The following is a 26,009-nucleotide window of genomic DNA, read 5'->3' on the forward strand; positions in this document are numbered from 1 at the left end:
AGAGCCTAGGCCGGAATTTGAATCCGGGGTCTCGTCCTTACCAAGGACGCGCTTTACCGCGACACTCTCGGGTGTGGTTGTCGGCAGGTGTTGCCGGAGAGTGACCCAATTCGACCCTTCTTATGATATTATAGTAACTGTACTTTTATAAAACGTGGGGTGGGAGCGGTGTATGTCGAACTAAGACCAATCCGTTTCGCTAATTTTCAGGGCTGAACAGCCGGTTTGACAGCCTTCGCCATTCATCCAACCAGCGAAAGAAGTTCACGTATCCCGGCTGATAGTACTGGTATGAGCGACGAACAGAACGAGAACGAGATTCGCATACCAGCCGACCAAGAGGAAGTTGCCGAAATCGCAGGTGCCGAGACGGAGGAAGAGAAAGCGCTCGCGCTCGCTCAGGCTCGCCTCATTGGCGACCTGTAGACGGTAGATAGTATCCACATTTATATCAATTCGCTCCGAGGTGCCAGCCAATGCCTTCGGAAAAACTCGTCCCCTACTCTTTCGAGATATACGAACACGGCAATCCTGACAACGGCTACAATCTCACCCAACTACACGCTCACGATACAGCGTTCGATGAAAGCCACATTCTCGACTTGATGGAAACGCTGTTCTCGAATCAGGACACCAATCTCGAACCTTCGACTAATGACAAGACCTTCGTTATCGAAGAATACCATCGGGACGGGAACGTAATCGAGGGAATCGTGTCTACGGGATACCACGGATACGAGGCCGAAATCCGTGATGTTGAATCAGGCGACATGACTCACCTGAAAGGAGAAGACGAAGCCGAGCAAATGCCGCTGTACTTCCTTATCTATCTGCCACACACACGCGAAGGCAAGCCATACGATAATGGCCAGACCGCCCTAATCATCCTTCACCAAGTTAACCGGATTGGCGTGAAGGGGAAGTTGAAGAAGCATATCGAACAAACGTGTCTCTCGGGAGTGACCGACTACACAATGAAAATGGAACCTGTCTCTACAGAAGAGGTGCTTGAGAAGGTCATTGAGGCAGACCGGGTAGCGAAGTTGGACATCAACGTCCGAAAGATTCCGGGGGACGACGAAAGTCGGATGGAACTGGTAAAAGGATTAAGCACCGAGGAAGTCGGGACACGCTCGCTGGTCCTGCGTCCGGAACATGGCGGGAATTTCCAGTGGGTGAAGAACAAGGCGGCGAGTCTCAAGGACCGCGATACGCACTTTGGAACAATCGTCAGCGACGACGTGGAAGACTTCACCGTGACCATTCAGAAAGATGGTGGTAGGAGCGAAACGTTCTCGCTATTGAACGAGGAAGTGGCTATGCGGAAAGACCTCGATAGTGATGAACTCCGGACTGACGCTGGCCTCATAACCGCACATTCTCTCCGAAGTGAAGCAAACGACTTGGCCAACGATATTTTGGACCAGCAGATTGTAGAACCAGTTACCGGGACAGCAAACGTCGAAAAATGATATTCGGCAATATCGGGAGTATCATCAGCGACCACTATTCATCTCTCGGCCAAGAGACTGGTCTAAAGAATCCGCTTGATTACATCGTCTTGGCTGGTATCTTCGCCGTTTTTCCCGCCATCGTAGGATTCGTTCTCGCTAACTACGTCGTGCTTTGGTCGGGATTCATCACTGCTTCTGCTTCGGTCTTGAGCGTCCTGACGGGGTTTTCGATAAACACTATCATCCTGCTTATGAGGTACGACAAGGATGGTAGCCATCCCTACGAGGAACGGACAGTAAGAAAGACGAAGGAGTTCACGCTCTATGCGATTCTGGCAGGTGTTGTTCTCATAATCTGCCTCGTCTTTGGAATTGTGGTGTCTCGCATAGGCGGCACTGCTGGTTCAGGACTCGCATTTGTCGTGAGTGGAATCGTCTACAGCCTGATGGCGCACTACTTCTTGACGCTCTTAGTTATCACTCACCGCTTCTGGTCATTGATTCATGGCGACGTTCTGTGATTCCCGTAATGGCGTTGCCACCGAACGAATTACTGGTGCGAATCACGTAGTCTCGCCCATGACCTTCCGTCTACCTGAAGAGCGCGTCCCCGAAACAAAGCCTTGGCGCGACCGTGAGTTTCTGCGTTGGGCCTATTACGAACGCGGGCTGTCCTCTCGAACTATCGCCTACGAACTCGGCGTCTCAAAGAGCCGCGTGACGGTTCACGCCGAGCGCTTGGGCATACTCCGACCGTGGCGTCACGAGGACACCCTACGGCGTCTATACGTCGAAGAAGGCCTGTCAGCGGACGAGATAGCGGCCCGCGACGGGTTCGACTGTTCCCCGACGACGATTCGGAAGTACCTCACTCGTTACGGAATGATTGAGGAAGACGTAGGGTACGGTCGCCTCGATAGGATTGGGTGAGAGGTAGGTCTGAGCAAGATAAGGAGTCGTGGAAATCGTTAATTGATAGCGCGAGTATGTGTCGCTATGGCCAGCCTCGCTGAACGCGTTACGGAGAGTCCCGAACTACAAAGAAAACTCACGAGGAAGATGTTTCAACTCGGTTGGGTTGGTGAGTCCGATTGCATACGACAGAGTGAACTCAGGGTAAGCGAAGACGGACCCATCTTGTCCGAACACCCTGCGAATGATTGTCCACTTGATATTGCTATCAGGGATGTGCCAGCGGAATACCAGCCCGTCACGGACAATCCCTCAGTCAAAGTCAGAGTACGGCCCGAAGTTCACGAAGGGTATCTCGCTGGTGATGTAGTTGGCGTGGACTGCTTTGCTCAAAACACAGAATCCGAGCGAGTCAAAGGGAGGCAAGAAGCAAAGGACCCGGACCGAGAGAGGCGGACTGAACTCCGGAAAAACCTGAGCAAACACCTGTAGTTGCTTCTAATGCTACGCTACAGTGTGTAGAATTTCGGGATTCGCTATCAGGACGACGCCGACCCCGTAGACGGGAAGCGATTTTATATCGAAGAAGTTCCACTCCGCCGCTTTGTTGACGCCGAGCATACCGAGGACGAGTATCGCACCGAGTAGTTGGCCGGGCGGGATGTATGGTAGCGACTGCGCCCACCAATCGCTTATCACCGGTGTGATTAGAGACGCACCGAATAGCGTCCCCACGAATATTAGCAATGCACCGTACTTCCCTCGGAACTGCCCGTTGAATAGGAAGAACCCGTCCCGCGCTTCGTAGACACCGATTCCGACCACGGCCATAGTCAACCCGGTCATGATGGTGTCGAGGTGATTCGACACGTACTGAAGGAGTCCTGCGACCATGCTCATATCTGACGAGTCACTGGCAAATAAGTGTTCGACTGCCGAGGTGAAAGTGAAACCGGGAGATACAGAGCCTCGAAGTCAAGTCTGAAAAAGTACTTAAACGCCACCCCTGCTTCTAACCGCTGACTGCCCCCTTCCGATAAGCGCTACCACCCGATTCTCGGTTCGCAGTCCATTGCTCTCGCCCTCGAAGTCGGAGGCCGACGCATGGCCCACGCCGACGAGGACGACGCTCACGACGCCTACGCGGGCCAGTATAAGCCGGTATCGGGCTTCATGAGCGCATGAAACTACTGCCGAAACACCCCCGCTGATACGGACATTCAGAGCGAGGGCGAGGCACGCTGAATAAATCGACCGTTCCCAATCTCGGCCCCGGCTGTCCCGGCCCGACCGACGCCGACGGCCTGCCCATCTCCCACCAGCCCGGCCCCGGCTCCCCCGGCCAGTATCCGGCCCTGACCACCGGTCCCAACTGCCCGGTCTCCCGACGGTGGCCCCCCGGTACCCGTTGGGTGTGACTCTGTGTCATGCGCTCGTAGCGATTGAGACTGCTGATGTGGTAAGATACCCACGGGGACGCCCCACCAGAGAGACTGTCCCGGAGGCCCATAGCGTCGCTCTACGACGTTATCTGACCATCTCTAAGACAGTCTAAGCGGCCCGTAGAGGGGTGGAAAGTCCCTGTTAGAGGGTGTCCCTGAACGGCAATGACACCGCGATAGGCCGCCACACCTGAGTACCAAATCGGCCATATTTTTATCAAATATTTTATCATATTGGGGTGGTTTCTCGAAAACACCCCCGGTGTCGATTTCAGAACGGCCCGGTAGGAGTCCCACACCCCAATCCGATTTTGAGCGGTTCGGGGTTGGAAGTGTAAATTCCATAACTCTTGAACTACGCTCTTTGTTACACAAAAGAGGATAGTTCGAGGGTTCAGCCCAAGTCTACGAAGTGGTCGCTCGGCGTGTCCGACGATACGGTGTAGACGTGCGTGCCGTAGGGTTCTTTCTTCCGAAGGGTCGCAAATCCTTTTTCGACCAATTCGTTCAGAACCTCGGTGGTATACTTTCGAGACGCGCTGGTGTTGTCCCACACCTCTTTGGTCGTGGTTTCGTCTCGGTCACGGGCGAACGCTATCACGTTGCTCTTCGTGTCCGCGTGTATATCGACGCCTTCACCGTCGTCGTCAAGTAGGAGCGACGGGCGAATCACGTTCGTATGGACGTAGACGGTTGCGGAATCAGTCGAATCGGTCGGGTTACGTCCATACCGAGAAATGGCCTGCTTTACTTCGTCGCGCCGAACACTGTCGCAGATTCGCTCTGCTACGCGAGCGTCAGGGCCGACGAATCCACGTCCCTTCGCTCGCTTCTTTCCGGTATGATTGCACTGTCGGCACCCGTTCCCGTCACAGACAAAGCAGTCGGTACTCGTCCGAATGGGTTGCGCGTCAAGCCCGAGTTCAGCGAGCCGGTCAAGCACAGGCCCGTCGCCCATGTCGATACAGCCGACCACCAAGCCAACGTCTTCGTCCCCGAGAACGTTCCTGCTGTTCTGTTCCCCGAAGGTGAGGATAGTCGGATTGTCCACCCCGGCGTCTTCCATCATTTGCTTCAGCGTGTCTTCCGCCGCCTTCGAGGTAATCGCGGTAGAGAAGTCACTGCCATGTCGGTCGCGGATTTCTTCGACCAGCGCACGCTCCTTCTCGGTGTTCCCGATTCCGTGAGTACAGTGGTTTGCGTTCGACCCGACCTGAACGACGCGCAGTTGCTTCTCACGTCGTCGCCAGAGGATTCGCTCAAGTGGCTTCAGCAGACTATTTAGGTCGAAGGAGACGCCCGTGTTCAGTTCCCACAGCGGTTCGGTCGGGAAGGCGTCCAATCCGAGAACGACGTGGGCTTGACTCATGTCGGGGACGACCCGAACGGTCTGAAGCGTATCCTCGTCGTCAAAGACTACCGTTACCTCTTGGTCAGCGTTCAATCCTGAATTACTGGACCCCAACGGTGCCTGTGGCGTGTAGGTCGCAGTCCCAACGCGGCGACCGTTTGACCGAGGCTCGGCATGATGTATCGCTCGGGCAATTGCTGGTGCCAGTCGGTGAGCGTCGTCAATGGATAGGTGCCACTCTCGACTGGGTTGGTGAGACAGAGCCGCGTCTAATTCTTCTTCCAACAGCCCTCTTTTCGAAAATGTCACGAAATCATTGTAAGACTTGAGGGGTGCGTCGGCGTCGTCAAGGTAGGCGTTAACCGCCATTCGGATACGCTCTCGGCTCAATTCGTCTGGCGAGTCCTTGAGGTTCCGCGTGAAGTCCGGCTGTTCGTCAAAGACGGCTACTGTATCGTTTCGGAGTGGGGGAGCAAACGCGAACTGGTGCGTGGCGTGAATAATGTCTACGTCGGTTCCGGTGAGTGGTAACAACTCGTTCCACTGAACACCGGTCAGTGGCTCTTCGTCCGACCACGGTACGTCGCCATTGAGTTCAATCTCCGCCTGCCAAACGGCTTCGGGGTATCTCATTCCGTTGCGTTCACACTGCTGGTGAATCCACTGGCCGAGTGGTTGGCCTCGAATCGAATACCCGTCGAAAGCACCAGTAGCGGGTAGTGAAACTTCTTCACGACCCCGTAGTACCGCAACTTTCAATCCCTGTCCACGGCTCTTTTTCGCGGCTTCGTCACGGGCGTCTCGTGTCGTGTGGAACTGGACGACTGGCCTCCGATTTGTCAGTGAGGGGTACTTGCCCCACGAAGTCGTCGCTACCGTGTGCGTCTTCCCGAGTGCCGTCGGAACGTCGAAGAGAGTGTTCGAGCGCTCTCGAATTGTGCCAAGTAACTCGTCTCGAAAGCGCGAGCGATACGTCGAAGTGTTTGGTCCGTACTCTGGCGGTAGGCTCTTACCGCTCGGATTCGTAGTTGCCATTGTTCGGGGGTCCACTCGACACCCGGCGTCCACCGAAAAGGGAATCCTTGGTCAGTTTCCCTTTAATCCATCCTTGGTAGATTACCCTTGTAGCGGTGTGTACGGCTGTCGATATAGATGATATGCTATCCGCCCGTAAATGGCTTTTGTGGGCCTTCTTCCCCCATTCTGGAACGGTTGACGATAGGGATACTGTGAGCAAAATGACGACCAAACAATCGCTGATAGGGCTACTGTCAGAGCGCACGGTCAGTCGCGTCAGAACGCGCTCTGGAACTCTTCGACAACCTCTCGCACGTCGGCGTCAAGTGGGGACTGCCGGAATCCTGAAATTCCACCTCGTCTTATGATATGTACGGTCCACCGTGAGCCACCACGAAACGACTGAACGGATTGTATTGTGCTTCGACCGCGACCGCACGGTCAGTGTGAATCCGCACCCGGAACACCGAGCGGTGCCCATAGGGTATATACAGTGGTGGGCGCACGTCGAAGAGATTCCTGTGTGGTGTACCGGGAATCAGCATTTGAGGGTGGAAACGGAAGCCCCCGGTATTCAGGAAGCAGAATACCTTTGGGAAGAGCATATTGCGGGCGAGGAATACGAGTACGAGAACTCGCAGTTCGAGGACTACTGGAAGCCGCGCCGTCGGGACGGTCTACGTCTCGTCCGTGACTTGTACGAAGCGGCCTTCCCCGACGAGGACTTCCGGTTCGTCGTGGTTGACGACGCCGACGTAAGCGACTTGGAAGACGAAGGCCCGTGGACTCACTACTTCCCGTGGGATTTCGTGGAAGCCGTCGAATCCGGTGATTTCGCTCTCGAAGAACCCCCGTCGGACGCCTACCGGAACGAGGGCGTCCCTTTCAACTCGACTAACCAACCGGATTTCGAGTACGACCAGAAGCGGGAACTCCGGCAGATACAGAAGAGGGTGCGTACCCCCGTCGGTTCCGAGAAATAACAGAGCGTCCTACAAGCCGGGTCAGAACGCGGGAAGGCATATGCTGGCAACTACGCGCTCGTTGTCCCCGAACTTCACCGGAGCAAATAACACGCTCGCATGAAATGAGAGGCATATGACCCTCTCGTTGGAAGAACTGGACTCACATCTTTTCAAATGCGCCGACATTATTCGTGACGCCGTAGACCCGACCGATTACAAGGAGTACATCCTGCCGCTCGTCTACTACAAGTCGATTTCCGACGAGTTCGAGAAACAGTATCAGCAGAACCTCGAAGAGTACGGTGAGGACTTCGCTCGCCGGGAGAACCTGTACGACATTCCGGTCGTTCCCGAGGGCTACCTGTGGGACGACCTTCGTTCCGTCTCGGACAACGTGGACAAGGAACTGAACGAAGCGTTCGACGCGCTTACCGACGAGAACCCTGAACTTCAGGGCCTCTTCCGGGCTGACTACATCGACGCCGACGCGCTGGACGACGACCGGCTCGGGAAACTGGTCGAACACCTCTCGAAGCACGACCTTGACCGTGACAGTATCCCGCCGGACATGCTCGGAGAGGCGTACATGGACCTTGTACGCCACTTCGCAGAGGAAGAAGGCAAATCAGGGGGGCAATTTTTTACACCGCCTCATATCGTGAATCTCTGCGTTCGTCTTGTGGACGAGTTCGAGGACGGCCATACCTTCCACGACCCGACGGTCGGCTCCGGTGGTATGCTCATTGAGGCCGCTCGCTACTACCGCGAGGAACAGGGTGGCGACCCCTCGAAGATGACCTTCACCGGACAGGAAATCAATCCCGACATTGCCGCGATTGCGAAGATGAATCTCTCGATTCACGGGTTGAATGGCACTATTGAGCGCGAGGACTCGCTGTCGAGTCCGGCGTTCACCAACGAGGACGACAACGAACTCACGCGCTTCGACCGGGTGCTGGCGAACTTCCCCTTCTCGGCGGATTGGGCGAAGAGCGACCTTCAAGACGACCCCTATGACCGCTTCGATTGGGACGACGGTGGCAAACTCCCTCGCGCCGACCGTGGCGACTACGCCTTCATTATGCACATGGCCGAGCAACTGAAGGACCCCGACCGGGGCGACGACTCGGGTGGGAAGGCGGCTATCGTCATTCCTCACGGTGTGCTGTTCCGCAAGCACGAGAGCAAATTCCGTGAGCCAATGCTCGAAGACGACCTTGTGGAAGCCATCGTCGGGCTTCCCGAGAACCTGTTTCAGAACAACTCGATTCCAAGCGCGATTCTCGTGCTGAACGCCGACAAGCCTGCCGAGCGGAAGAACGAGGTACAATTCGTCCACGCCGCCGACGAGGACTTCTACCGCGAACTCTCGAACCAGAACGAACTGACCGAGGACGGACTCGACCATATTGTCGAGAACTTCCGCGACTGGACGACCGAGGAACGGGTCAGCCGAACGGTGTCGTTGGACGAGATTCGGGAGAACGACTACAACCTGAACATCGCGCTCTACGTCGATACGACCGAGCCGGAGGAAGAGATTGACGTTCAAGAAGAACTCGGAAAACTACGGGAGTTGCAGGCCGAGCGCGACGAGATAGAAGCGCGGATGGACGACCACATGGGGGCGTTGAACTATGAGTGAAGAGGCTACGCTGGACGAGTATGATGATTCGGTTCCCACAGAGGGTTCCGAGCAATCCGAAAGTCGGTTTTGGGGAACGATACCAGAGGGATGGGAACTCGTGGACGGCACCGACGTTTACGATGTGAATCCCAACCCCAAGTCCGACGAGGAACCGAACACCTACATCGAGATGGACGCACTCGATACTGAACTCCCGTGGCCTCGCTATTTCGGGGAACGGAATGCCTCGGAGTACAGCGGGAAGACATTCACTGCCGGAGACACACTTTTCGCTCGAATCACACCGTGTACCGAGAACGGAAAGGCCGCGCTCGTCCCCGAGATGGATACAAAGGTCGGTATCGGCTCGACCGAGTATGCCGTCCTCTCTCCCAAGACCGAACGAATCCATCCGTGGTACCTGTACTATCTCGGAAAATCATACCCGGTTCACAACTACGCAGTCTCCCGTATGCGTGGGTCCACTGGTCGCCAGCGAGTTCCATTCAGTGTCTTCCGTCGGGAATTGGATGTTGCGGTACCTCCCCTCAAAGAGCAACGGAGAGTTGCTTCTGTACTGTATAATATCGACCACGCCATTCAGAAGACAGAAGAGGTCATTGACCAATCGCAGAGGATAATAGACGGAATTATTCAAGAGCATATTGTCGATAGAATATCAAACGCGCCATCACCTACAGCACTCGGTGAGGTCCCAAATAATTGGGAGAAGGTGAAGTTGGCCGACGTTGCAAGTGAAAAAGAGGACTCACTTGTCGATGGGCCATTTGGGTCAAGCCTCAAATCTGAAGAATTTATACAGAATGGTTTCGCACGCATAATTCAGTTGCAGAATGTTAGGAAAAACGAATATAGTGACAGTAACATTCGGTATGTGGACGAACCAACATTCAAAGAATTAGAGCGCCACAGCGCCGAGCCGGGCGACCTTATCATAGCAAAAATGGCCTCACCGGTAGCCAGAGCATGTCTTTTACCGGATGAATACGACCACTACATGCTCGGATGTGCTGATGTTGTCAAGTTAGAGCCGGGCGCTGGATTCATCGACAAGTTTGTCATGTATACTTTGAACTCGTACCCGGTCTGGAAACAAGCCGCCGCACATATCCGAGGGAGTGGAAGATTGAGAGTGAACCTGAATCAACTCAAGGAGGTATCTTTACCGAAACCACCCCTCGAAGAGCAGGAGAAGATAGTCAACGCCGTCGAAGACTTTTCAGACTATATTCAATCACACGAGGACGAGAAAGAGAGGCTCAAACGAATAAGACAAGGCCTCATGCAAGACCTGCTATCGGGAACAGTCCGAACAACAGACACTAACATCGAGGTTCCGGAGGAAATCGCACAGCATGGCTGACCACCCATCCGAAGAGGGCGTTGAACACTCGCTTCTGTCGTGGCTCAATACCGTCGGGTGGGATACCTACGGAGAGAACGGCGAGCGTGGTGCCAGCGCCCTCGACGCCGCCTATGACCGACAGAGCCACGAGGTCGCCTATTGGAACCTGCTGGCCGAGCAAGTCGTCGCGCTGAACAAGGACGTAACCGAGGAAAACGTCGAGAAGTTCATTTCCTCACTGAAGCGCGACCTTGATTCCGAGAATCTGATGGACGGCAACCGTGACTTCCACCAGTTGCTCACCAAGGGCAAGACCTTCACCGTCCGGCGGGACGACGGCGTGACGAAGACCGTCTACGTGGACCTGATTGACTACGAGAACCCCGAGAACAACACCTTCCACGCCGTCAATCAGTTCTCGGTGTCGCGGGAGACGACCATCCGCCCGGACGTGAACCTCTTCGTCAACGGGATTCCGCTCGTCACGATGGAACTGAAGAGCCGGGCGCAGGATAACGACTGGCACGACGCCGTGAGCGACCTGCTGGCCTACCAAGAGGACGTACCCCGGCTGTTCGTCCCCGGCCTGTTCAACGTCGCCGCCGACACGATGGAACTGCGCTACGGCGCGGTCGGCACACCCCGCGAATTTTACGAGCCGTGGAACGACGCCCCGGAGAAGTTCGAGGACGACAACGAAATGCGCCAAGCCGTGAAGGCGCTGTGCAATCCCGATTCTCTTCTCGACCTGCTGAAGAACTTCGTCTTCTACGAGCGCCGCGCTGGCGGGGACGCGAAAATCATCCCTCGGTACATGCAGTACTACGCCGTGAACGCAATTCTCGACCGCGTGGGTGAGGGCGAGGACAAGACCGGCCTCATTTGGCACACGCAGGGGTCGGGGAAGTCGTTCACCATGCTCTACGCCGCCGAGAATCTGCTGTCCCGTGATATGGCCGACAACCCGCAGGTGTTCATTATCGTGGACACGGACAAACTGAACTCCCAAATGCGGGACCAACTGGCGAACCTCTCCCTCGAACGGTGGACCGAGGCCAAGGGAATCGACCACCTCGAAGAACTCATTGAAGAAGGCCAAAGCGAACTCGTCCTTACCACCATTCAGAAGTTCCAAGACGTAGAGCCGGACGCGCAGGGCAACGACGAGGTAATCGTCATGTCCGACGAGGCCCACCGGTTCATGGAAGCCGACCTTGGCAGTCGTCTCGATAACGCGCTTCCGGACTGCTACCACTTCGGCTTCACCGGAACCCCGGTCAGGGAAGGCGAGACACAGAAGGCCCGCAATACCTTCCGTGAGTTCTCGCCCGACGGCGAAGACTACCGAACCGGCGAACGGTACCTACACCAGTACACGGTCAAGGAAGGTATCGAGGACGGCCTGATTCTGCCCGTCTACTTCACGCTCCGGCACGAGATGGAATGGCAGATAGACGAGGCCGGGCTGGACGACGAGTTCGACCAAGAGTTTCGGGGCCTCACCAAAGACGAGAAGCGCGAGTTCATCCGCGAAGCCGTTAACACGACCACGCTCGCAGAAATCGAGCCGCGCGTAGACAAGGCCGTCGAGGAAATCGACCAGCACTACGACGAACACGTTTCCCCGAACGGCTGGAAAGGGATGGTCGTCACGCCGAGCCGCCGGTCAGCCGCCATGTACGGCCAGCGACTCACCGACCGTCGCGGCGAGGACGAAGTGGAAGTCCTCTACACCACAACCAACGACGACCCGGACCTGATTCAGCAGTTCCACACCGACCCCGACGAGCGCGACAGTATCATCAAGTCGTTCAAAGAGGACGAGGACCCGAAACTGCTGGTCGTCCACAACATGCTGTTGACGGGCTTCGACGCCCCGATTCTGAAGACCATCTACCTCGACCGCAACCTCAAGAACCACACGCTCATGCAGGCTATCGCCCGAACAAACCGGCCCGCCGAGGGCAAGGAGAACGGCGAGATAGTGGACTTCCAAGGCGTCTTCGAGAACATCGACGAGGCACTGGACTACGACGACGAGACGAAGGCTTACGCCGCCCGCGACAAGAGCGAACTCTTCGAGGACCTGAAAGACCAGTTGGAAACGGTCATGGAAATCTTCGAGGGGATACCGAAGAACGACACCCAAGAGGCGGCCTATGAGGCCGTAGAACGCGTCAGTACCCATCCCGAACGCCGCCAGTTCAAACAGGGCTTCCGACGGCTACAATCGCTCTACGAGTCCGTTGCGCCCGACAAGCGGCTCATAGAGAGCGGTATCGAGGATGATTACAAGTGGTTGAGCCGAGTCCACGTCGCGTTCAAGCGAACCACCTCCGGCGACGACGACCCCGAGGAGGATATGCAGGAGAAGACCCGCGAGATAATCAGCGAGAACGTCGAAATCGGGGAAATCAAGCGGGACTTCCCGACGTACAAACTCGGTGAGGAATACCTCGAAGACGTAGAGGGACTGGACAATCCCGGCGTCAAGGCGTCACAGATTGCCCACGCAACCCGCGAACACTTGCACCCTCGGGAGAACCAGAACCCCCGTTACAAGCGCTTGAGCGAGCGCGTGACGGACATAGTGGAACGCTGGCAGGGAGACGAAATAGGCGACCCCGAGGCGGTTGAAGCCCTGAAAGCCGTCGAGGAAGAGATTCTGGAAGTGGAAGCCGAGGCCGACGAAAAGGGGATGGAAGCCGCCGAGTTCGCTATCTACACCCACCTGACCGAAGAGACGACCGAGGCAATCGACTCCGAAGAACAAGCCGAAGCCGTGGCGGAGGAAATCGTCTCGCAGTTCCGCGACCGCGTGGACCGTGGATACCACGGCTGGAAAACGAACCAGCAGACCATCGCTGAAATCGAGCGTATCCTGCTGGACGTGCTGGTCAAGCAGTACGACCTTGGACGCTTGATTCAGGGCGACGACGATTTCGTGGACGCTATTCGGAACTATCTCATTGCGAACAATGGCTAAAGCACAACCTCGACAAATCGACCTATTGGGGAATCCCATCGAGTACGAGGTACGCCGCAGTGCCGACGCCAATGAGACGCGTATCGACGTGGACATACATGGCGTGACGGTCGTCCTTCCCAAGTCCGAAAACGCTCGTCCATCGAGATTGCTGAAGGAGAACGCGGCGTGGGTCGTGGACCAGCAACGGAAGTACGATACCTACCGTGAGCAAGTCCCCGACCGGGCCTTCGAGGCTGGCGAGTGCTTCCCCTTCCTCGGCCAAGACCGAGAACTCGTCATAGAGTCCCGCCGGAAGCACGAGGTAGACGAGGACTCGATTCGCCTCCGAAAGAGCGCCGTTGAACAGTCGTCGGTCAAACGAGTTCTGCGGAACTTCTACCGGAGCCGGGCACGGGACCACCTCACCGAGCGTACCGACCACTACGCCGAACGCATGGGTGTCGAGTACAAGAAACTCGAACTCCGGAACCAGCGAACACGGTGGGGCAGTTGTTCGACCGGCGGGACGATTAGCCTGAACTGGCGGCTCATAATGGCCCCGCCCGACGTTGTTGATTACCTCGTCGTCCACGAACTCGCTCACCTGACCGAACAGCACCACGGTAGGGAGTTCTGGCAGTTCGTCGGGGAACACGTCCCGAACTACAAGGAGAAGGCAGAGTGGTTGGAACAAAATAGCACGAACCTGATTTTCACGAAATCGGATTTATGAACTGGCAAAGACTCCGTGGTAAGGAAATATCCGCCGAAAAAGGGGTCGGAATAGCCGTTGTTTTCTCTCACGTCGCACTTCTGGTTGTCGGGCTAACCCTATTTTCAATGGGCCTCCTTACAACGGCAGTCGATTCGATTTTTCCGAACGCAACTCCGAGTGAGGCAGGGAATATCTCGTTGTCAGTCATTTCTATTCTCGTGAATAGTCTCCTTACAGGTGGTCTGATATGGATATACCTTCGCCAGACGAGAGTCTTAGAAGACCAGAGAGACATTAGCGAAGAACAAGCGTCTATAGCAGAAGAGCAAACATCAATCAGTGAAGAACAGACTTCCATTCAAGAACGACAGCAAGAGATAATGGAAGTCGAGTACATTCCTGCTGTCGATATTTCGGTAACTGAAGCCTCCGATGATTCTATCACTATTCACTGTTCAAATCAAGGCACTGGCCTCGCCAAGCAATTCGAGATTGATGTTGTGTTCTACGTTGGTGAAGAAGCGATAGACGGACCTGCTGATTATGATATGGGTGTAGAGGTGGAACCGCTCTCTGACAAGGTTTTCACCAGTACTGAACAGGACACACCACAGGGCGAGATTACATTTCGTGCCACCTACACAGGAGGTGCAACCACACCGAAGAGGGTAGGTGCTGATGAAGACCTACCTCAAACACGTACAGAAGAGATTCTTCGTGAAGATGATGACCAAGACTTGAACTTCTCTCTTTACTTTGAGCGATATGTAGACCCCGGCGGAGAACAGCCAAGCAGGTTCTCATTCAGTGAGGGTGTCGAAGAACTCATAGAAGAGGGTGTCAGTACGCTCGGATTCGGTATCAGTGTTTCTTATCGTGACATATTCGACAATAAGGTAGCGGATAGGACACTGGCTACCGGCTGGATAGATATTCGAGATGGTGCTAGTGTGGAACAACTGTTTGAGGATTCAGAAAACAGGACTATTCTATCACATAAACAACCATCGTTCGATGATGAAGGGAACCTCTCACTCAGAAATGGGGAAAAAGTTCACCGGACCGGCCACTACTCCTACTTATAGAACGTTCTCGCTTCCGGTCTGTATCCTTCTGGAATAGACTATTATAGCCGCTGAATCCGGTCGTAGAACACGTCGTGGAACTGTTCGCCGTGTTCAATCATCCAATCGAGGTATTCGTCCCATTGGTCTTGGTCGGTCACGTCAGCCGACTTCGTGACGACGATACGACTCCGCTCCTTCCCGGCTCGCGTCTCTTCCGGTTCGTGCCACGTTAGTTCTCGGTCGAACTCCGATTCGATTTGTTGTGACTGGTCTATCAACTGCCGGTACGCTTCGGCGTTATCTCGAATAATGAGTTCAGCCCGGAGTTGGTTGTCGCGGGAATTGAGAATGAAGGCGAGTTCAAAGCCGGTTTTCCCAATTGGATTGTTGTACCAGTGTTGCGGGTTCGGTTTCCGAGCGCTCAAGGGCGTCTCGCGGTCTTCAATCCGGTCCCGAAACTCGGTCCAAAACTCTTCCTGTAACTTCTCCGTGTCCGTTAGTTCGCCCTCTGACCGCTTGGCCTTCTCCTTCCACTCGCTCGGCTCCGCGACGGGATTCAGCCGGACAGCAGGTTCCGAATCACCGATTTTCCATACTTCGAGACGGATAGCGAATAGGTCCACACCCTCGCGGCTGTTCTCATTGAGCCACTGTATCGCGTCCCGGTGTTCGTCGTGGAATCGTGGTGAAATCCACACGATAATGTCGGCGTCAACGCCCGAGGCATAGGCGATTGATTTGCCCAAGTGGTCGTGGTCCGACGGGTTCAGTTGGTTCTCAATGACGACGTTTCGGTTGTCGTCTACGACTTCTGCGAGAATATCGACGTTGTAGCGTCCGACACTCTTCTCTTCCTCGATTATCTCAAGGTCCAACCCTAACGAGTCTTCCAACTCGGAAACGTCTTCGGCGCGTATCTCACTTGCTATCCACGGTGTGAACTCTTGGGCCTCGTGTTCCCAATACTCGCGTACCTCTTGAGATTCGAGCGAAGCAAAGTCTGGCATACCGCGAACCACCAAGCGAGCGCTGAAAAACCTGTCTGCTACGCATTTCACGACAGTAGTCAAGGAAGACAACACAAACTACGCGAAGAAGCGGAGTGGCTGAAATAAACAGTATGCGCTTGATTATTAGCGAGGACAACCTGTAGCGTCATTTACCAAGCGAGTGGGTCCTGAAGCGTTCTGCCGTCAATTGCGGGGTCGCCGTTGGCCTTCACGTCGATTTCTCCCGAAGTGTTCATCCGATGGCGGTAGACTGTATAGATTCCTTCCCACCTACACCTAATACGAATCCCTTCTCGTTCGGACTCGAACGCAGTGGGGTCAGCCCTCACCAGTTCATATTTGCCACGGCTTGACTCCTTCAGAATCCCGAACCGAAGGCAGTCACTGATGAACTCGTTGAGAGATACGTCTATTTCCTTGTGGTATTCTGGATACACGGTCTGTTCTAACGGCAGGTGACCTGTTCTGCCTTCAATCAGGTACTTTTCTTCGTCGGACAACACACGCTGTCGGATTTTTCGTTTGATTTCCCACCGGGCTAACGGAACCAGTTCACGCCCTTGTGGCCCTTCTCTAATGAAAACTGATTCAAGTTCTAATTCCTCGTACTTGTCTCTCAAGTCATTGCAGACCGATTGCCGAACATTTCGTTCCATCGCATACTACAACTGGTCGGCCAGATACTTAACCCATTTCATGACAGCAATAATATATGAATGGGGATAATGAGAGAGAAAGCAGGAATATGGGCGCTATTAGGGCTATCAGATTAATGTGGTATATTTGAATAAATCTGATATTAAGGGCGTTTTCTCGTTCTCAGTTCAACCCGTCGTCTGTTCAATTCGAGGGACGGCTCCGGGCTATCGTCGTCACCGAGGCGAGTTTTCCCTGCCAGTACACCGCTTCCACAAGTACCTCGTCGGCACCTTCCGTCTCGTTGCTGATACCCTTATCAGCGCACTCGTCACACCAGACTCGTCGGAGCGTCCATCCGCCACGTTCGTAGTAGGTTCCGTAGGCGACCGCCTTGTCGCCGGTCCTGATTCCTCGATTACACCGGTCGCAAATGTGGCCGCACTGTACGCCGTTCAGAGCCGCCGCCGGAGACGGTCGAGTCATTCGCCCTCACCCGGCAGGTCGCGGCGACCGTCGTTGTAGCAGTCGAAGCAGGGCATACTGTGGTCGTCGCACCAGCACCCGTCTTCGTCGGTGTCCTCGGTAGTGAACGATTCGAGGGTGACGGTTCCCCCGTCGGCGCGGACAGGCAGTTCCCGATTGGCCGCTTCAAGGACTGGCTCTCGAATCGCTACGGCCACCATATGCTTGCACGCACCGGGCTGGTACTCCCACGCAGGACACGTACAATCCGACGGGACACTGCCCTCGACGTGGACGGTGTACGTGTGGTCGTCGGCGTCTTCGTGGGAGCCGTTCAGTACCTCTACGTCGCCGTCACCGAGGACGGTGAATTCGAAGGCTTCCCACTGCGCCCTCTTCTCTACCTGTTCGTCGGACTCAAGTACCTCTAATGCTGATTTGGACATGGCGTTCTGACACCTCAGAAGGCCACCGCTCGCGTGTCTCAGCACGCGGGCTTTCTGACGCGAATCAAGCCCCGAGAAGCGGTCGCCCTCTGTTAATAATTACGTGCTGTGGCAGTGTAAGTGTTAGGTTTCTGTACTTCTGATTCGGGAACATCTGAAATATGCCTTCTCAAGCCATCATTCGACATATGAATATAGCCAGTAGTTCGATAGGTAGTGAGCGAAAGCCAACTCGACGCCGACCAGAAGCCGTAGTCACCTGCCAGCGCGGTCTATGTTAGGATTTTATAGGATTATCACGGCACATGAGGCCGCTGAACGCCTCTGACAGCCTATCAGAAACGACGGTCAAGACCACTCACTCCGACGACGATAGTCCACACGGCGTACTCCCGCCATCTCTCGGCTCGCCGTCGGTGTGACCATCCACGAAGAGCGAAATTTAGGCGTCAAGAAACCCGTTCATGGCCGATTAGGGAACGGATTGCCAACCCGAGTTACGCTTCCTCGTCGGGGTCGAGTTCGTTAAGATTCAGTTCGCCAGCGAGGTACGCTTCGCCCTTATCAGTCAGAACGAACACCGCGTTACCATAGTCCTCGATTAGTCCGTGGTCCACCAGCACCTTGCACCGCTTGGATAGATAAGACCGCGAGAAATGGATATTCTCGTGGTTCGCCATTTTGGTTGGTGTCCCGCTCTTGTTGTCTCGTAAATATTCCAAGATACGCTCGTCCGCAAGGGTCGTCCACTCCGCCGAAAGGCGCATTGCCTGAATATAGCGTCGTTGGGCGATAGCACCCACGAATCGTGATATAGGTCACGTTGCGTGACTATGAGAACAATATAAGTAGTTGCCACTTCATTGCCAAAACGCAATGGAACTGAACCGACGACGGTACCTTGCGACCCTTGGAACGACCGCCAGCGCCCTCGCCCTCGCTGGCTGTTCAGAAAGTGATTCCGGAGACTCCGGCGGCGGAGACGCGAACGACAACAGCGGAGACAGCAGTAACGGGAACTCGGACAACAGTGGCGGCGACAGTAACAGCGGAAACAGCAACGACGGGAACAGCGGAGACGGTGGTGGCAACGACCAGCCCGACGTGGAAATCCTGAACCACGAGTTCTACAGCGAAGAGTTCTCGTCCGGTGTCCGTGGCACCGCTGTCAACAACACAGATAGTGAAATCGGCTACGTCGAGGCGACCGCGACGTTCCTCGACTCGGAAGGTACGCAGATAGGTGAAGGACTCGACAACGTGAGCGACCTTGCCGGTGGTCGTGAGTGGGAATTTGATTGTATGTTCACGGGCGACGACGCCAGCCGTATCGAAGAGTACGAAGTCGAAGTAACGACCGGGTTCTGACGCCCCTTTTTCCACATTTGACCGACTCGTTACTGTCCACCAGCAGACGTATGGAACGACCGACCGCTTCGGAACTCGGTCAGTTCGTCAATCCGCTCTTCGAGTGCCGCGATTTCCTCGCGGAGTTCGTCGGCTTCCTCGCCTTCTGTCTCTGCCAGCCTGTCTTTGAGTCCCTGTAGGCGCGTCTCTTTCTCTTCCTCGTCAACGTCCGCCTTCCGGACGTACTCGCTCTCTTCGACTTCGTACACGTCCGTCTCGGATAGTTCCGTGACTTCGAGGGCTTCGTCCACTTTGCTTGAATCCACCGTGGTCAACCGCTCGCGTTCAATCCCGGCGGCCTCGAAAGCGTTCAGGACTAACTCGTCGTCTTTGAGCGACCAGTTCCGACGACTCGTCCGCTGGACTGACCCGAACTGACCGGACACCGGCTGGTCGTGGTGAAGCCTGTCGAGAAGGACAGCCCGCACGTCTTGACGCAGGTCGTTGGCGTTCCGTTGCGTATCGGATAAGAGCGTGTAGAGGTTCACCAGAGCGGGCGTCTCTACGTCTTCGAGCGTGGTCACGTCGTGGCGTTCGAGGGCGTCAATCAACAGCAGACCGTCCGCATACACGTCCACATCCGGCTCTTCACGCTCTTCGTCGCCGTCGTCGGTGCCTTCGGTCGCGTCCACCAACGGCGAGCCTGTGGGCGTCTCACTCTCTGTCAGCGTTCCCTCGCGGTCGTCCACCTCGAAACGCGGATGTAAGGACAGCACTGTCGCATAGGGTTCGGCGTCCGGTGGGAGTCGGTCTAACTCGAACTCGCCACGCGAGTCTTGAACCCGCTGAAACAGCGTCTCGAACTGGTCGCGCTGAAGGGGTATCGTCTCGTCGTCGTCCCGGTACTGAATCAGTACACGCGGTTCCTGAACGTCCGTGACGCGAAACGCCTTCCGCGAGAGTGGGGTGACGAGGGTCGCGTCTGAAGGGAGTTCTTCGACGTTTTCTAAGAGATTCTGCCACGTAGAGCCGAAGGCCATGCGAGCGGATACGAACGAGCGGAATAAAACGTTCAGGTGGGTGATTCGGTCTACCAGATTTGCTCTACAGCACTGTTCCGCGTTTCTGCGTCCGAGTGTAGGTACTTCATAGTCGTGTTCAGACTCTTGTGCCGTAGTTGCTCCTTCGCGTGGTGCGGGCCGACGTGGTTGGCCCAATACGTCGCCACCCCGTGTCGGATAGAGTACCACGAGATTTCCTTATGCTCGGGAATCGGAACATCACCGCTCTCGATTACCCGGTGAAGGAGTGCGTTACACGACTTGGAACTGTACGGCGACGACTTCTGCGTTAGCCACAACTCGTCCCTGCCGTCGTACTTGTCCATCGAAGCCCTTTCATCGAGCCACCGTTTCAGGGCCTTCGCTGTCCGGCCTTTGATTGCACAGTTCCAATGCGCCTCGTTCTTCGTGGCCTCGTCTTTCGGGATGTTCAGTTCGTTGTCTTCGAGGTTCACCCACGACACCTTCGCCCGTCCAACCTCGATAGGGCGTAGTCCGGTGTCGAGCGTGACCGCTATCATGGACGGGTACTTCCACGAGTTCGCTTCTTTGAACTCCGCCGGGCCGACCTTCTCCTTGGGGATACCAAGACGCTGTGCGACGAAGGACTTCAGTTGGCTCCGCTCGTCCGGCGACACCGAATGGTAACTCTTCACCGACGAGTGTTCGAGCGCCGCTTGGTACAACGGCTCGAACGCGCTACGTCGAAGGTAGTCCCGTTCGTCACCGTTGGATTGCGAGAGTTCCACATCGAGTTCCCACTCGTAGTCCGTTCCCCGGACGTGGTTGCTGAAGCGGAAGTACCGCTTAATGTCCTTGGCGTGGTGTAGGACGGTCGAATCAATCATCCCATCCGACTGGTCGAGGACGCGAACGAACTTGTCCGCGTGGTCGGGCGTGAACTGCGTAGTGTACTGGTTCTCGTACCGCCACAGCCACCGGAAGGCCGTTTCGAGTTTGTAGTGGGTGGATTCGAGCGTCGAGTGGGCAAGTCCCTCGTGCTTCTCGGGGTTCTTCCCGTAGGTTGCGAGCCACGACAACAGTTCGTGCTTGAAGTCACGGTAGTCGTCCACCATGTTCAGCCCGAACTCTTGTAGGTCGCGCTTCGAGCGCTCGCTGACCAGTGGGTACTCGAACTCGTAGTCCTCGGGCGCGGGTGGTATCTCTGCGGATACCGCGTCCCCACTACCGAGGTTGTCGAGCGGGTCAGCCCGGTTCATCGGTACCGCTCACCCCCCGAATCGCCGGACGGCACGGCACCGTATCTTATGGTGTCCTGACAACAACGCGAATCGCAAGACGGCGACGGGGTGGACGTGTAGTGAAACGTAACGTTCCTGAGTTCCATTTGTTCTCTCCTAAGAAGGGCGTAAAATGGGGAGAGAGGCGCTGAAACGCTTGAAGCCTAGGCCGGAATTTGAATCCGGGGTCTCGTCCTTACCAAGGACGCGCTTTACCGCTAAGCTACCCAGGCACTACGTGGGTGCGTGCACCCAATTTCCGCCTTCCGCACTCGATTCTACTACATAGCTGTATAAGAATGTGATGAAAGCCGCCGAGTGTGCCGTACCGTGACGTGCCAATAATTAAATCAGGATTTTCGAGGTTGAACATCGGGAAGAGAAGCATCAACCAGTTCAGCTTGTTTCTCACCGGGAAGAAGTTCCAATTGAGAATGGCATTTTTTACAGACAGTCACTAAATTTGTTAAATCATTTGCCTTATCTACAACACGTTCTACAATCTTCCGGTCAGACTCGGATAGAAATTCTTCTGAGCGAACCTTTCCTTTTAATCCACTTGGCAATTTATCAAAAAGGGACATGATTTTGTGAAGGTGATGAACCTCTAAATCACGATCATAGATTTCAATATGCTCCTCCGAAGTCAAGCCACAACTTCGACATTTGTAATTGTCGCGCTCACGGACTTCTTCAACTATATTGCGCCAATTTGAACCATAGGGAAATTCCAAGTAAGACCCGTCATCGTAAGTATATAGATCAGCGAGTTCTTTCATATCATTCCATGAACCAAACGAATTTTTCATTACCCACGGTACTGGGTCTATAGGGCGTCGATGTTCCCTGTAGTCACGTATTCTTGGACGTCGCCCCAGTTTTCCAGCGACATGTTGGAGCGCCTCGATGCATTCTTCTTCGGTATATTGAGACGGTTGAGGTAACAACCCTGCACTATCCAACGCCTGATTCCATGAGTCAAAAAGCCGCGTTATTGTATCAACAGACGGGTCTGTTGGGTGGTTTAATCTGAGATATGCTCTTTTTGATAACTGTCCGTCATGTCGTTCGCTGACACGAGATATTGAATTAATCATTTCCGATTTAGTCCATCCATGCTTCTCCACCACCTCAAGACCTGCTGCCTCCTTCGCAGCATTCCAAGATGAGAATCGGTGTTTGATGTTAGCCGCAGATATTTCTCCCTCGGAAATCGCTTTGTCATATTCTCTTTGACTGGGGGTCTTTCCAAGCCGATTCGCAACGTTACGGAGCATACGAACACACTCCTCTTCTGAGGGGCCATCAGGGACAGAAGAGCGAAGGGATAATCCAGCGGCCTTCTTGGCGGCGCTCCATGTATCAAATAGTCCCTTGTAAGCCCCTACGTTTGGTTCATCTTTGCGCGAAGCCTGCTGGTATTCCTCTAAAGTGGGGCTTCTGCCCAAGCGATTTGCGACCCGTTGGAGTGCGTCAATATATTCTTCCTGTGAAGGGCTAACTTCGCCCCCAGTCGGTCTTCGGTCAATATCGTGTTTTTTCATCCAACGGAGAACGGTATCTCCAGAAACTCCAGCAGTATCTCCAATTTTATCGAGATTTAATTCTTCTTCCCAATATTTCTCTCGGAGCCAATTTGCATTTCTGTATCTCTTCGTATCCTCAGACATTCCCGAATACTATCTGTTGTGTATTATCTCATCTAAAAAATGTATTCTCCGCCTTTCGCCGGAACAGTCTGATGAGGCTCTATTGACTTATTTTCACTTACCAAATTTGCTCCACCGCCGACGACCGAGTTTCCGAGTCTGAGTGGAGATACTTCATCGTCGTCGTCACGCTCTTGTGGCGAAGTTGCTCCTTCGTGTGTGATCCGGCCCGACGTGAATTATTCCAATAGCAAATAAATTTCAGTACTAAAATACATTAGTTGATATTTTCCCATCGGTACCAGTGGGGCAAAATGTTTCACTTACACCAACACAATTATTGCAATAATATTCATACATCATCATGATGGAGGACAATGTTGGAGACAACCCGCACATACTCTGCCACAATCAGGAATCACCAACAGGTTTGTGGCGATCTCAACCAGTGTGGGTTTGCGGCATCGAAACTGTGGAACGTTGGACGCCACTACATCCAGAAGCGGTGGGACGGCAACGGGGACATTCCCGACGAGGGAGAACTGAAATCGGAGTTGAAGGACCACGAACGCTACAATGACCTGCATTCTCAGTCAAGTCAGCGAGTTCTTGAAGAGCTTGCTGAGGCGTTCACCAGTTGGTACAACTCCGACGACGGCAACAACCCACCAGGATACCGAAAACGGGGCAACCGGCACCCACGCTCCACCGTGACTTGGAAGAGTGCGGGTATCAAACACGATGGCAAGCACGGACGAGTTCGACTCTCCAAAGGCCTCAATCTCAAAGATAGCCGGTCAGACGTCATCCTCGTAGAATACGAGACACAACCTGATGTGACCGTCGAGAATATCCAGCAGGTTCGAGCCGTTTGGAATGGTGACCAGTGGGAATTGCACCTCGTGTGTAGAAAACAGATTCCCATCGAAGATGCTCCAGGTGACAACACCGCTGGAATCGACCTCGGGATCAGCAACTACCTTGCTATCGACTATGAGGACGGCCCTTGCGAGTTGTATCCTGGCAACCGGCTGAAAGAGGACAAGGACTACTTCACCCGTAAAGAATACCAGACTGAAGGTGAGAACGGCCCGTCAAATCGTGCACAGCGCGCACGCAGGACACTCTCTCGCCGAAAAGACCATTTGCTGCATACGCTCTCGAAGCACATCGTTGAGCGGTGTATCGAAGAAGGTATCGAGAAGATAGCCGTGGGCGACCTGAGCGGCATTCGGGAGCACGGTAGCGGCAAGTCACGAAACTGGGGCAAGGGCGGGAACAGGAAGTTACATAGGTGGGAGTTCGACCGCTTCACCCGCATGCTGGAATACAAAGCCGAGGAACACGGGATACTGGTTGACCGAGTCGATGAAAAGAATACATCAAAAACCTGCTCTTGTTGCGGGCAGATTCGAGACGCCAATCGCGTCGAGCGTGGGCTATACGTCTGTGACTCGTGCGATACAGCGATGAACGCAGACGTAAACGGTGCGGTGAACATCCGCCGAAAGATAACTCAAACTCCCCCAAACGGGGATATGAGTAACGGCTGCCTGGCACAGCCCGGAGTCTACCTGTTCGATGCAACCACGGGTGTGTTTCACCCGCAAGAACAGGCAGACTGCGAACCATAATATCCCAACGCTTGGGATTCACCCCGTTTCTGACCGGGTGAGGATGTCAGGCGTTTCGATTTAATGGTCGGCAGAGGTCCGCGCACCGCCGGCGGGCGAGGGGTCGGTCCCGACGAGGCCACCGAGTCGTTCCTTGACCTCGCCGGTGAGGACGGCTTCGGCCTGTGGAAGCTCACCTTCGACGGTCGCGAGGTCGGTGACGAACTCTCGACAGCCGACCGGGGCGCTCCCGCCGGCGGCAGTGGTGCCGGCGACGACGGCCAACTCGAACACGTCGGCTTCGAGGTTGCCGTCGAGGGTGGGGTCGTCGGTCTCCCGGCGCAGGGTCTGGTCCTGACCGAACGAACGGACGACCGTGACGGCGGCCTCGGCCGCTTCCGTCCGGGCGAGGAGGTAGAAGCCGCGCGCGACGAGGATGTCCGCGACGAGGACGTCCAGGTCGGCCGCGGCGGCCGCCCGGTCTTTGCCGTCGGCGTCGCCGGATCGCGCCGCCGCGACCGCGGAGGTCGACCAGTCGTCGAGTCGACCGTGGCCGGCCCACGGTTCGGCGTGGGCCAGCGAGCGGGTGAGACGGAGTCCTTCGTAGATCAACTGGACACCGGCGGCACGGTCGTCGAGCCCGTCGGTGCCGAGCGTCTCGTCGGAACCGGCCGGCGGCGCCTCGGCACCCTCGGCGACGGCCGCTGCACTGCACAGCGTCAGCGCGCCCGGCGCCATCGATCCGCCTTCGACGCGCTGTTCGATGCGCTCGAAGAGACGATCCGGATCGACGTCGTCGACGGCCTCCAGCGCCGCTCGCCGAACCGCAGCGGCTTCGTCCATTACGGCGAACTAGCGGGGGGAAAGGCAAAGACCTTTGGAAACGACCGACCACGAACCCGGCATGATAACCACCGAACGGGCCGACGACGTGCTGGTCGTCACGCTCGACCGGCCCGACCGACGTAACGCCCTCACCCCGTCGGGACTGGATGCGCTGGAAGCGGCCGTCACCGACGCCGCGGCCCCGGTCGTCTACCTGCGAGGCGCCGGCGACGCCTTCTGTGCCGGGGCCGACCTCGACGTGGTGGCCGACCTCGACGATCCCCGCGAGTTCGCCGCCCACGGTCAGGTAGTCGCCCGCGCCATCGAGGACAGCGAGTCCGTCGTCGTCGCGGGGGTCGACGGGCCCGCCCGGGGCGGCGGCGTCGAACTCGCGCTGGCGTGTGACCTCCGGATCGGGACCACGGACGCGACTTTCGCCGAGACCGGCGTCGAGCTGGGGCTGTTCGGTGCCTGGGGCGGTACCGCGCGTCTCCCCCGCGTGGTCGGAGAGGGCGAGGCCATGGACATCGCGCTCTCGGGCCGGGTCGTCGACGCCGAGGCGGCGCTCCGGATGGGACTGCTCTCCCGGATCACCGCCGAGCCCCGGGCCGTGGCGGACGAGATCGCGAGCAACGACCACGGCGCGCTCGCCGCTCTCAAACGCCGGTTGCGCGACGACGCGGGCACGACCGAGCAGGAGCGGCGGGAAGCGGACGCGTTCGCGGCGTTGCACGCGGCGGCCGACTTCGACCGCGCGTAACACCCCGGGCCCGCCGGAACTGCCGGACCGAAAAGATTGAATCGGGGACTCTCGAAGTGTGGGAGTACGAAA

22 protein-coding genes and 2 tRNA genes are annotated in these 26,009 nt (G+C 55.8%); 13 read left to right on the forward strand and 11 right to left on the reverse strand.

The window, feature by feature from the left end; all coding sequences use genetic code 11:
• A tRNA-Thr gene (locus EAF64_RS05830) sits at positions 1 to 68 on the reverse strand.
• 223 nt (positions 69 to 291) lie between these two features.
• Here EAF64_RS05830 and EAF64_RS21590 point away from each other — a divergent pair.
• Genes EAF64_RS21590 through EAF64_RS05845 form a run of 4 tightly spaced genes read left to right on the forward strand, consistent with a single transcriptional unit; the run spans position 292 to position 2,384 of the window.
• A complete protein-coding gene (locus tag EAF64_RS21590) occupies positions 292 to 426 on the forward strand; it encodes a hypothetical protein (protein WP_267899425.1) in 135 nt (44 codons plus the stop codon).
• Positions 427 to 476: 50 nt separating this feature from the next.
• The gene (locus EAF64_RS05835) at positions 477 to 1,472 is read left to right on the forward strand and encodes a hypothetical protein (RefSeq protein ID WP_129068047.1); all 996 of its coding nucleotides are present in this window, start codon (positions 477 to 479) and stop codon (positions 1,470 to 1,472) included.
• A complete protein-coding gene (locus tag EAF64_RS05840) occupies positions 1,469 to 1,975 on the forward strand; it encodes a hypothetical protein (protein ID WP_129068048.1) in 507 nt (168 codons plus the stop codon). The genes EAF64_RS05835 and EAF64_RS05840 overlap by 4 nt, the downstream gene beginning before the upstream one ends.
• 58 nt (positions 1,976 to 2,033) lie before the next feature.
• On the forward strand, positions 2,034 to 2,384 hold the full coding sequence (locus EAF64_RS05845; RefSeq protein ID WP_129068049.1) for a hypothetical protein: 351 nt from the start codon (positions 2,034 to 2,036) through the stop codon (positions 2,382 to 2,384).
• Positions 2,385 to 2,870: 486 nt separating this feature from the next.
• Here EAF64_RS05845 and EAF64_RS05850 read toward each other — a convergent pair whose 3' ends face one another.
• Complete coding sequence (locus EAF64_RS05850; RefSeq protein WP_227738891.1) at positions 2,871 to 3,260, reverse strand: hypothetical protein; 390 nt, start codon at positions 3,258 to 3,260, stop codon at positions 2,871 to 2,873.
• Between the two features lie 942 nt (positions 3,261 to 4,202).
• Positions 4,203 to 5,792, reverse strand: a complete 1,590-nt coding sequence (locus EAF64_RS05855; protein WP_129068051.1) for a hypothetical protein — start codon at positions 5,790 to 5,792, stop codon at positions 4,203 to 4,205.
• A 767-nt stretch (positions 5,793 to 6,559) separates the two neighbouring features.
• Here EAF64_RS05855 and EAF64_RS05860 point away from each other — a divergent pair.
• The 6 genes from EAF64_RS05860 (at position 6,560) to EAF64_RS05885 (ending at position 14,902) form a co-directional block, all read left to right on the forward strand.
• On the forward strand, positions 6,560 to 7,159 hold the full coding sequence (locus EAF64_RS05860; protein ID WP_129068052.1) for an adaptin protein: 600 nt from the start codon (positions 6,560 to 6,562) through the stop codon (positions 7,157 to 7,159).
• A 115-nt stretch (positions 7,160 to 7,274) separates the two neighbouring features.
• Complete coding sequence (locus tag EAF64_RS05865) at positions 7,275 to 8,786, forward strand: type I restriction-modification system subunit M (RefSeq protein WP_129068053.1); 1,512 nt, start codon at positions 7,275 to 7,277, stop codon at positions 8,784 to 8,786.
• Positions 8,779 to 10,152, forward strand: a complete 1,374-nt coding sequence (locus EAF64_RS05870; protein WP_129068054.1) for a restriction endonuclease subunit S — start codon at positions 8,779 to 8,781, stop codon at positions 10,150 to 10,152. Before EAF64_RS05865 ends, EAF64_RS05870 begins: the two co-directional genes overlap by 8 nt.
• The gene (locus tag EAF64_RS05875; RefSeq protein WP_129068055.1) at positions 10,145 to 13,120 is read left to right on the forward strand and encodes a type I restriction endonuclease subunit R; all 2,976 of its coding nucleotides are present in this window, start codon (positions 10,145 to 10,147) and stop codon (positions 13,118 to 13,120) included. The genes EAF64_RS05870 and EAF64_RS05875 overlap by 8 nt, the downstream gene beginning before the upstream one ends.
• Entirely contained in the window at positions 13,113 to 13,835 is a 723-nt protein-coding gene (locus EAF64_RS05880; RefSeq protein ID WP_129068056.1) for a M48 family metallopeptidase, read from the forward strand. Before EAF64_RS05875 ends, EAF64_RS05880 begins: the two co-directional genes overlap by 8 nt.
• A complete protein-coding gene (locus EAF64_RS05885; RefSeq protein WP_129068057.1) occupies positions 13,832 to 14,902 on the forward strand; it encodes a hypothetical protein in 1,071 nt (356 codons plus the stop codon). Before EAF64_RS05880 ends, EAF64_RS05885 begins: the two co-directional genes overlap by 4 nt.
• Positions 14,903 to 14,943: 41 nt before the next feature.
• Here the strand turns inward: EAF64_RS05885 and EAF64_RS05890 are convergent, their stop codons facing one another.
• From EAF64_RS05890 to EAF64_RS05905, 3 genes are all read right to left on the reverse strand, one after another.
• Entirely contained in the window at positions 14,944 to 15,891 is a 948-nt protein-coding gene (locus EAF64_RS05890) for a DUF4268 domain-containing protein (RefSeq protein WP_129068058.1), read from the reverse strand.
• A gap of 152 nt (positions 15,892 to 16,043) precedes the next feature.
• Positions 16,044 to 16,550, reverse strand: coding sequence for a hypothetical protein (locus tag EAF64_RS05895; RefSeq protein WP_153188280.1), 507 nt, complete (start codon positions 16,548 to 16,550; stop codon positions 16,044 to 16,046).
• A gap of 462 nt (positions 16,551 to 17,012) precedes the next feature.
• The gene (locus tag EAF64_RS05905) at positions 17,013 to 17,441 is read right to left on the reverse strand and encodes an SWIM zinc finger family protein (protein WP_129068061.1); all 429 of its coding nucleotides are present in this window, start codon (positions 17,439 to 17,441) and stop codon (positions 17,013 to 17,015) included.
• A gap of 876 nt (positions 17,442 to 18,317) precedes the next feature.
• Between EAF64_RS05905 and EAF64_RS05915 the strand changes: the two genes are divergently transcribed.
• Positions 18,318 to 18,809 (forward strand): FxLYD domain-containing protein, encoded by a 492-nt coding sequence (locus EAF64_RS05915; RefSeq protein WP_129068062.1) that lies wholly within the window; start codon positions 18,318 to 18,320, stop codon positions 18,807 to 18,809.
• Between the two features lie 29 nt (positions 18,810 to 18,838).
• Here EAF64_RS05915 and EAF64_RS05920 read toward each other — a convergent pair whose 3' ends face one another.
• From EAF64_RS05920 to EAF64_RS05935, 4 genes are all read right to left on the reverse strand, one after another.
• Entirely contained in the window at positions 18,839 to 19,828 is a 990-nt protein-coding gene (locus EAF64_RS05920; RefSeq protein ID WP_129068063.1) for a hypothetical protein, read from the reverse strand.
• A gap of 50 nt (positions 19,829 to 19,878) precedes the next feature.
• Entirely contained in the window at positions 19,879 to 21,069 is a 1,191-nt protein-coding gene (locus EAF64_RS05925; RefSeq protein ID WP_129068064.1) for a tyrosine-type recombinase/integrase, read from the reverse strand.
• A 182-nt stretch (positions 21,070 to 21,251) separates the two neighbouring features.
• Positions 21,252 to 21,323, reverse strand: a tRNA-Thr gene (locus tag EAF64_RS05930).
• Between the two features lie 117 nt (positions 21,324 to 21,440).
• Positions 21,441 to 22,760, reverse strand: coding sequence for a homing endonuclease associated repeat-containing protein (locus tag EAF64_RS05935; RefSeq protein WP_129068065.1), 1,320 nt, complete (start codon positions 22,758 to 22,760; stop codon positions 21,441 to 21,443).
• 356 nt (positions 22,761 to 23,116) lie between these two features.
• Here EAF64_RS05935 and EAF64_RS05940 point away from each other — a divergent pair, with 356 nt between their 5' ends.
• On the forward strand, positions 23,117 to 24,373 hold the full coding sequence (locus EAF64_RS05940; protein WP_129068066.1) for an RNA-guided endonuclease InsQ/TnpB family protein: 1,257 nt from the start codon (positions 23,117 to 23,119) through the stop codon (positions 24,371 to 24,373).
• A 60-nt stretch (positions 24,374 to 24,433) separates the two neighbouring features.
• Here the strand turns inward: EAF64_RS05940 and EAF64_RS05945 are convergent, their stop codons facing one another.
• Positions 24,434 to 25,195 (reverse strand): DUF7114 family protein, encoded by a 762-nt coding sequence (locus tag EAF64_RS05945; RefSeq protein WP_129068067.1) that lies wholly within the window; start codon positions 25,193 to 25,195, stop codon positions 24,434 to 24,436.
• 61 nt (positions 25,196 to 25,256) lie between these two features.
• Between EAF64_RS05945 and EAF64_RS05950 the strand changes: the two genes are divergently transcribed.
• Positions 25,257 to 25,937: an enoyl-CoA hydratase/isomerase family protein gene (locus EAF64_RS05950; RefSeq protein ID WP_129068068.1), complete on the forward strand. Its 681-nt coding sequence runs from the start codon at positions 25,257 to 25,259 to the stop codon at positions 25,935 to 25,937.
• Positions 25,938 to 26,009 lie beyond the last annotated feature (72 nt).

The organism is Halorientalis pallida (assembly GCF_004118325.1).
In the GTDB taxonomy this organism is placed as follows: Archaea; Halobacteriota; Halobacteria; order Halobacteriales; family Haloarculaceae; genus Halorientalis; species Halorientalis pallida.

Excerpts from the sequence above, each read along its gene's own strand:
- EAF64_RS21590 (WP_267899425.1), top strand. The coding sequence starts at position 292 with ATGAGCGACGAACAGAACGAGAACGAGATTCGCATACCAGCCGACCAA.
- EAF64_RS05835 (WP_129068047.1), top strand. The coding sequence starts at position 477 with ATGCCTTCGGAAAAACTCGTCCCCTACTCTTTCGAGATATACGAACAC.
- EAF64_RS05840 (WP_129068048.1), top strand. The coding sequence starts at position 1,469 with ATGATATTCGGCAATATCGGGAGTATCATCAGCGACCACTATTCATCT.
- EAF64_RS05845 (WP_129068049.1), top strand. The coding sequence starts at position 2,034 with ATGACCTTCCGTCTACCTGAAGAGCGCGTCCCCGAAACAAAGCCTTGG.
- EAF64_RS05850 (WP_227738891.1), bottom strand. The coding sequence starts at position 3,260 with ATGGTCGCAGGACTCCTTCAGTACGTGTCGAATCACCTCGACACCATC.
- EAF64_RS05855 (WP_129068051.1), bottom strand. The coding sequence starts at position 5,792 with ATGAGATACCCCGAAGCCGTTTGGCAGGCGGAGATTGAACTCAATGGC.
- EAF64_RS05865 (WP_129068053.1), top strand. The coding sequence starts at position 7,275 with ATGACCCTCTCGTTGGAAGAACTGGACTCACATCTTTTCAAATGCGCC.
- EAF64_RS05870 (WP_129068054.1), top strand. The coding sequence starts at position 8,779 with ATGAGTGAAGAGGCTACGCTGGACGAGTATGATGATTCGGTTCCCACA.
- EAF64_RS05875 (WP_129068055.1), top strand. The coding sequence starts at position 10,145 with ATGGCTGACCACCCATCCGAAGAGGGCGTTGAACACTCGCTTCTGTCG.
- EAF64_RS05880 (WP_129068056.1), top strand. The coding sequence starts at position 13,113 with ATGGCTAAAGCACAACCTCGACAAATCGACCTATTGGGGAATCCCATC.
- EAF64_RS05885 (WP_129068057.1), top strand. The coding sequence starts at position 13,832 with ATGAACTGGCAAAGACTCCGTGGTAAGGAAATATCCGCCGAAAAAGGG.
- EAF64_RS05890 (WP_129068058.1), bottom strand. The coding sequence starts at position 15,891 with ATGCCAGACTTTGCTTCGCTCGAATCTCAAGAGGTACGCGAGTATTGG.
- EAF64_RS05895 (WP_153188280.1), bottom strand. The coding sequence starts at position 16,550 with ATGGAACGAAATGTTCGGCAATCGGTCTGCAATGACTTGAGAGACAAG.
- EAF64_RS05905 (WP_129068061.1), bottom strand. The coding sequence starts at position 17,441 with ATGTCCAAATCAGCATTAGAGGTACTTGAGTCCGACGAACAGGTAGAG.
- EAF64_RS05915 (WP_129068062.1), top strand. The coding sequence starts at position 18,318 with ATGGAACTGAACCGACGACGGTACCTTGCGACCCTTGGAACGACCGCC.
- EAF64_RS05920 (WP_129068063.1), bottom strand. The coding sequence starts at position 19,828 with ATGGCCTTCGGCTCTACGTGGCAGAATCTCTTAGAAAACGTCGAAGAA.
- EAF64_RS05925 (WP_129068064.1), bottom strand. The coding sequence starts at position 21,069 with ATGAACCGGGCTGACCCGCTCGACAACCTCGGTAGTGGGGACGCGGTA.
- EAF64_RS05935 (WP_129068065.1), bottom strand. The coding sequence starts at position 22,760 with ATGTCTGAGGATACGAAGAGATACAGAAATGCAAATTGGCTCCGAGAG.
- EAF64_RS05940 (WP_129068066.1), top strand. The coding sequence starts at position 23,117 with ATGTTGGAGACAACCCGCACATACTCTGCCACAATCAGGAATCACCAA.
- EAF64_RS05945 (WP_129068067.1), bottom strand. The coding sequence starts at position 25,195 with ATGGACGAAGCCGCTGCGGTTCGGCGAGCGGCGCTGGAGGCCGTCGAC.
- EAF64_RS05950 (WP_129068068.1), top strand. The coding sequence starts at position 25,257 with ATGATAACCACCGAACGGGCCGACGACGTGCTGGTCGTCACGCTCGAC.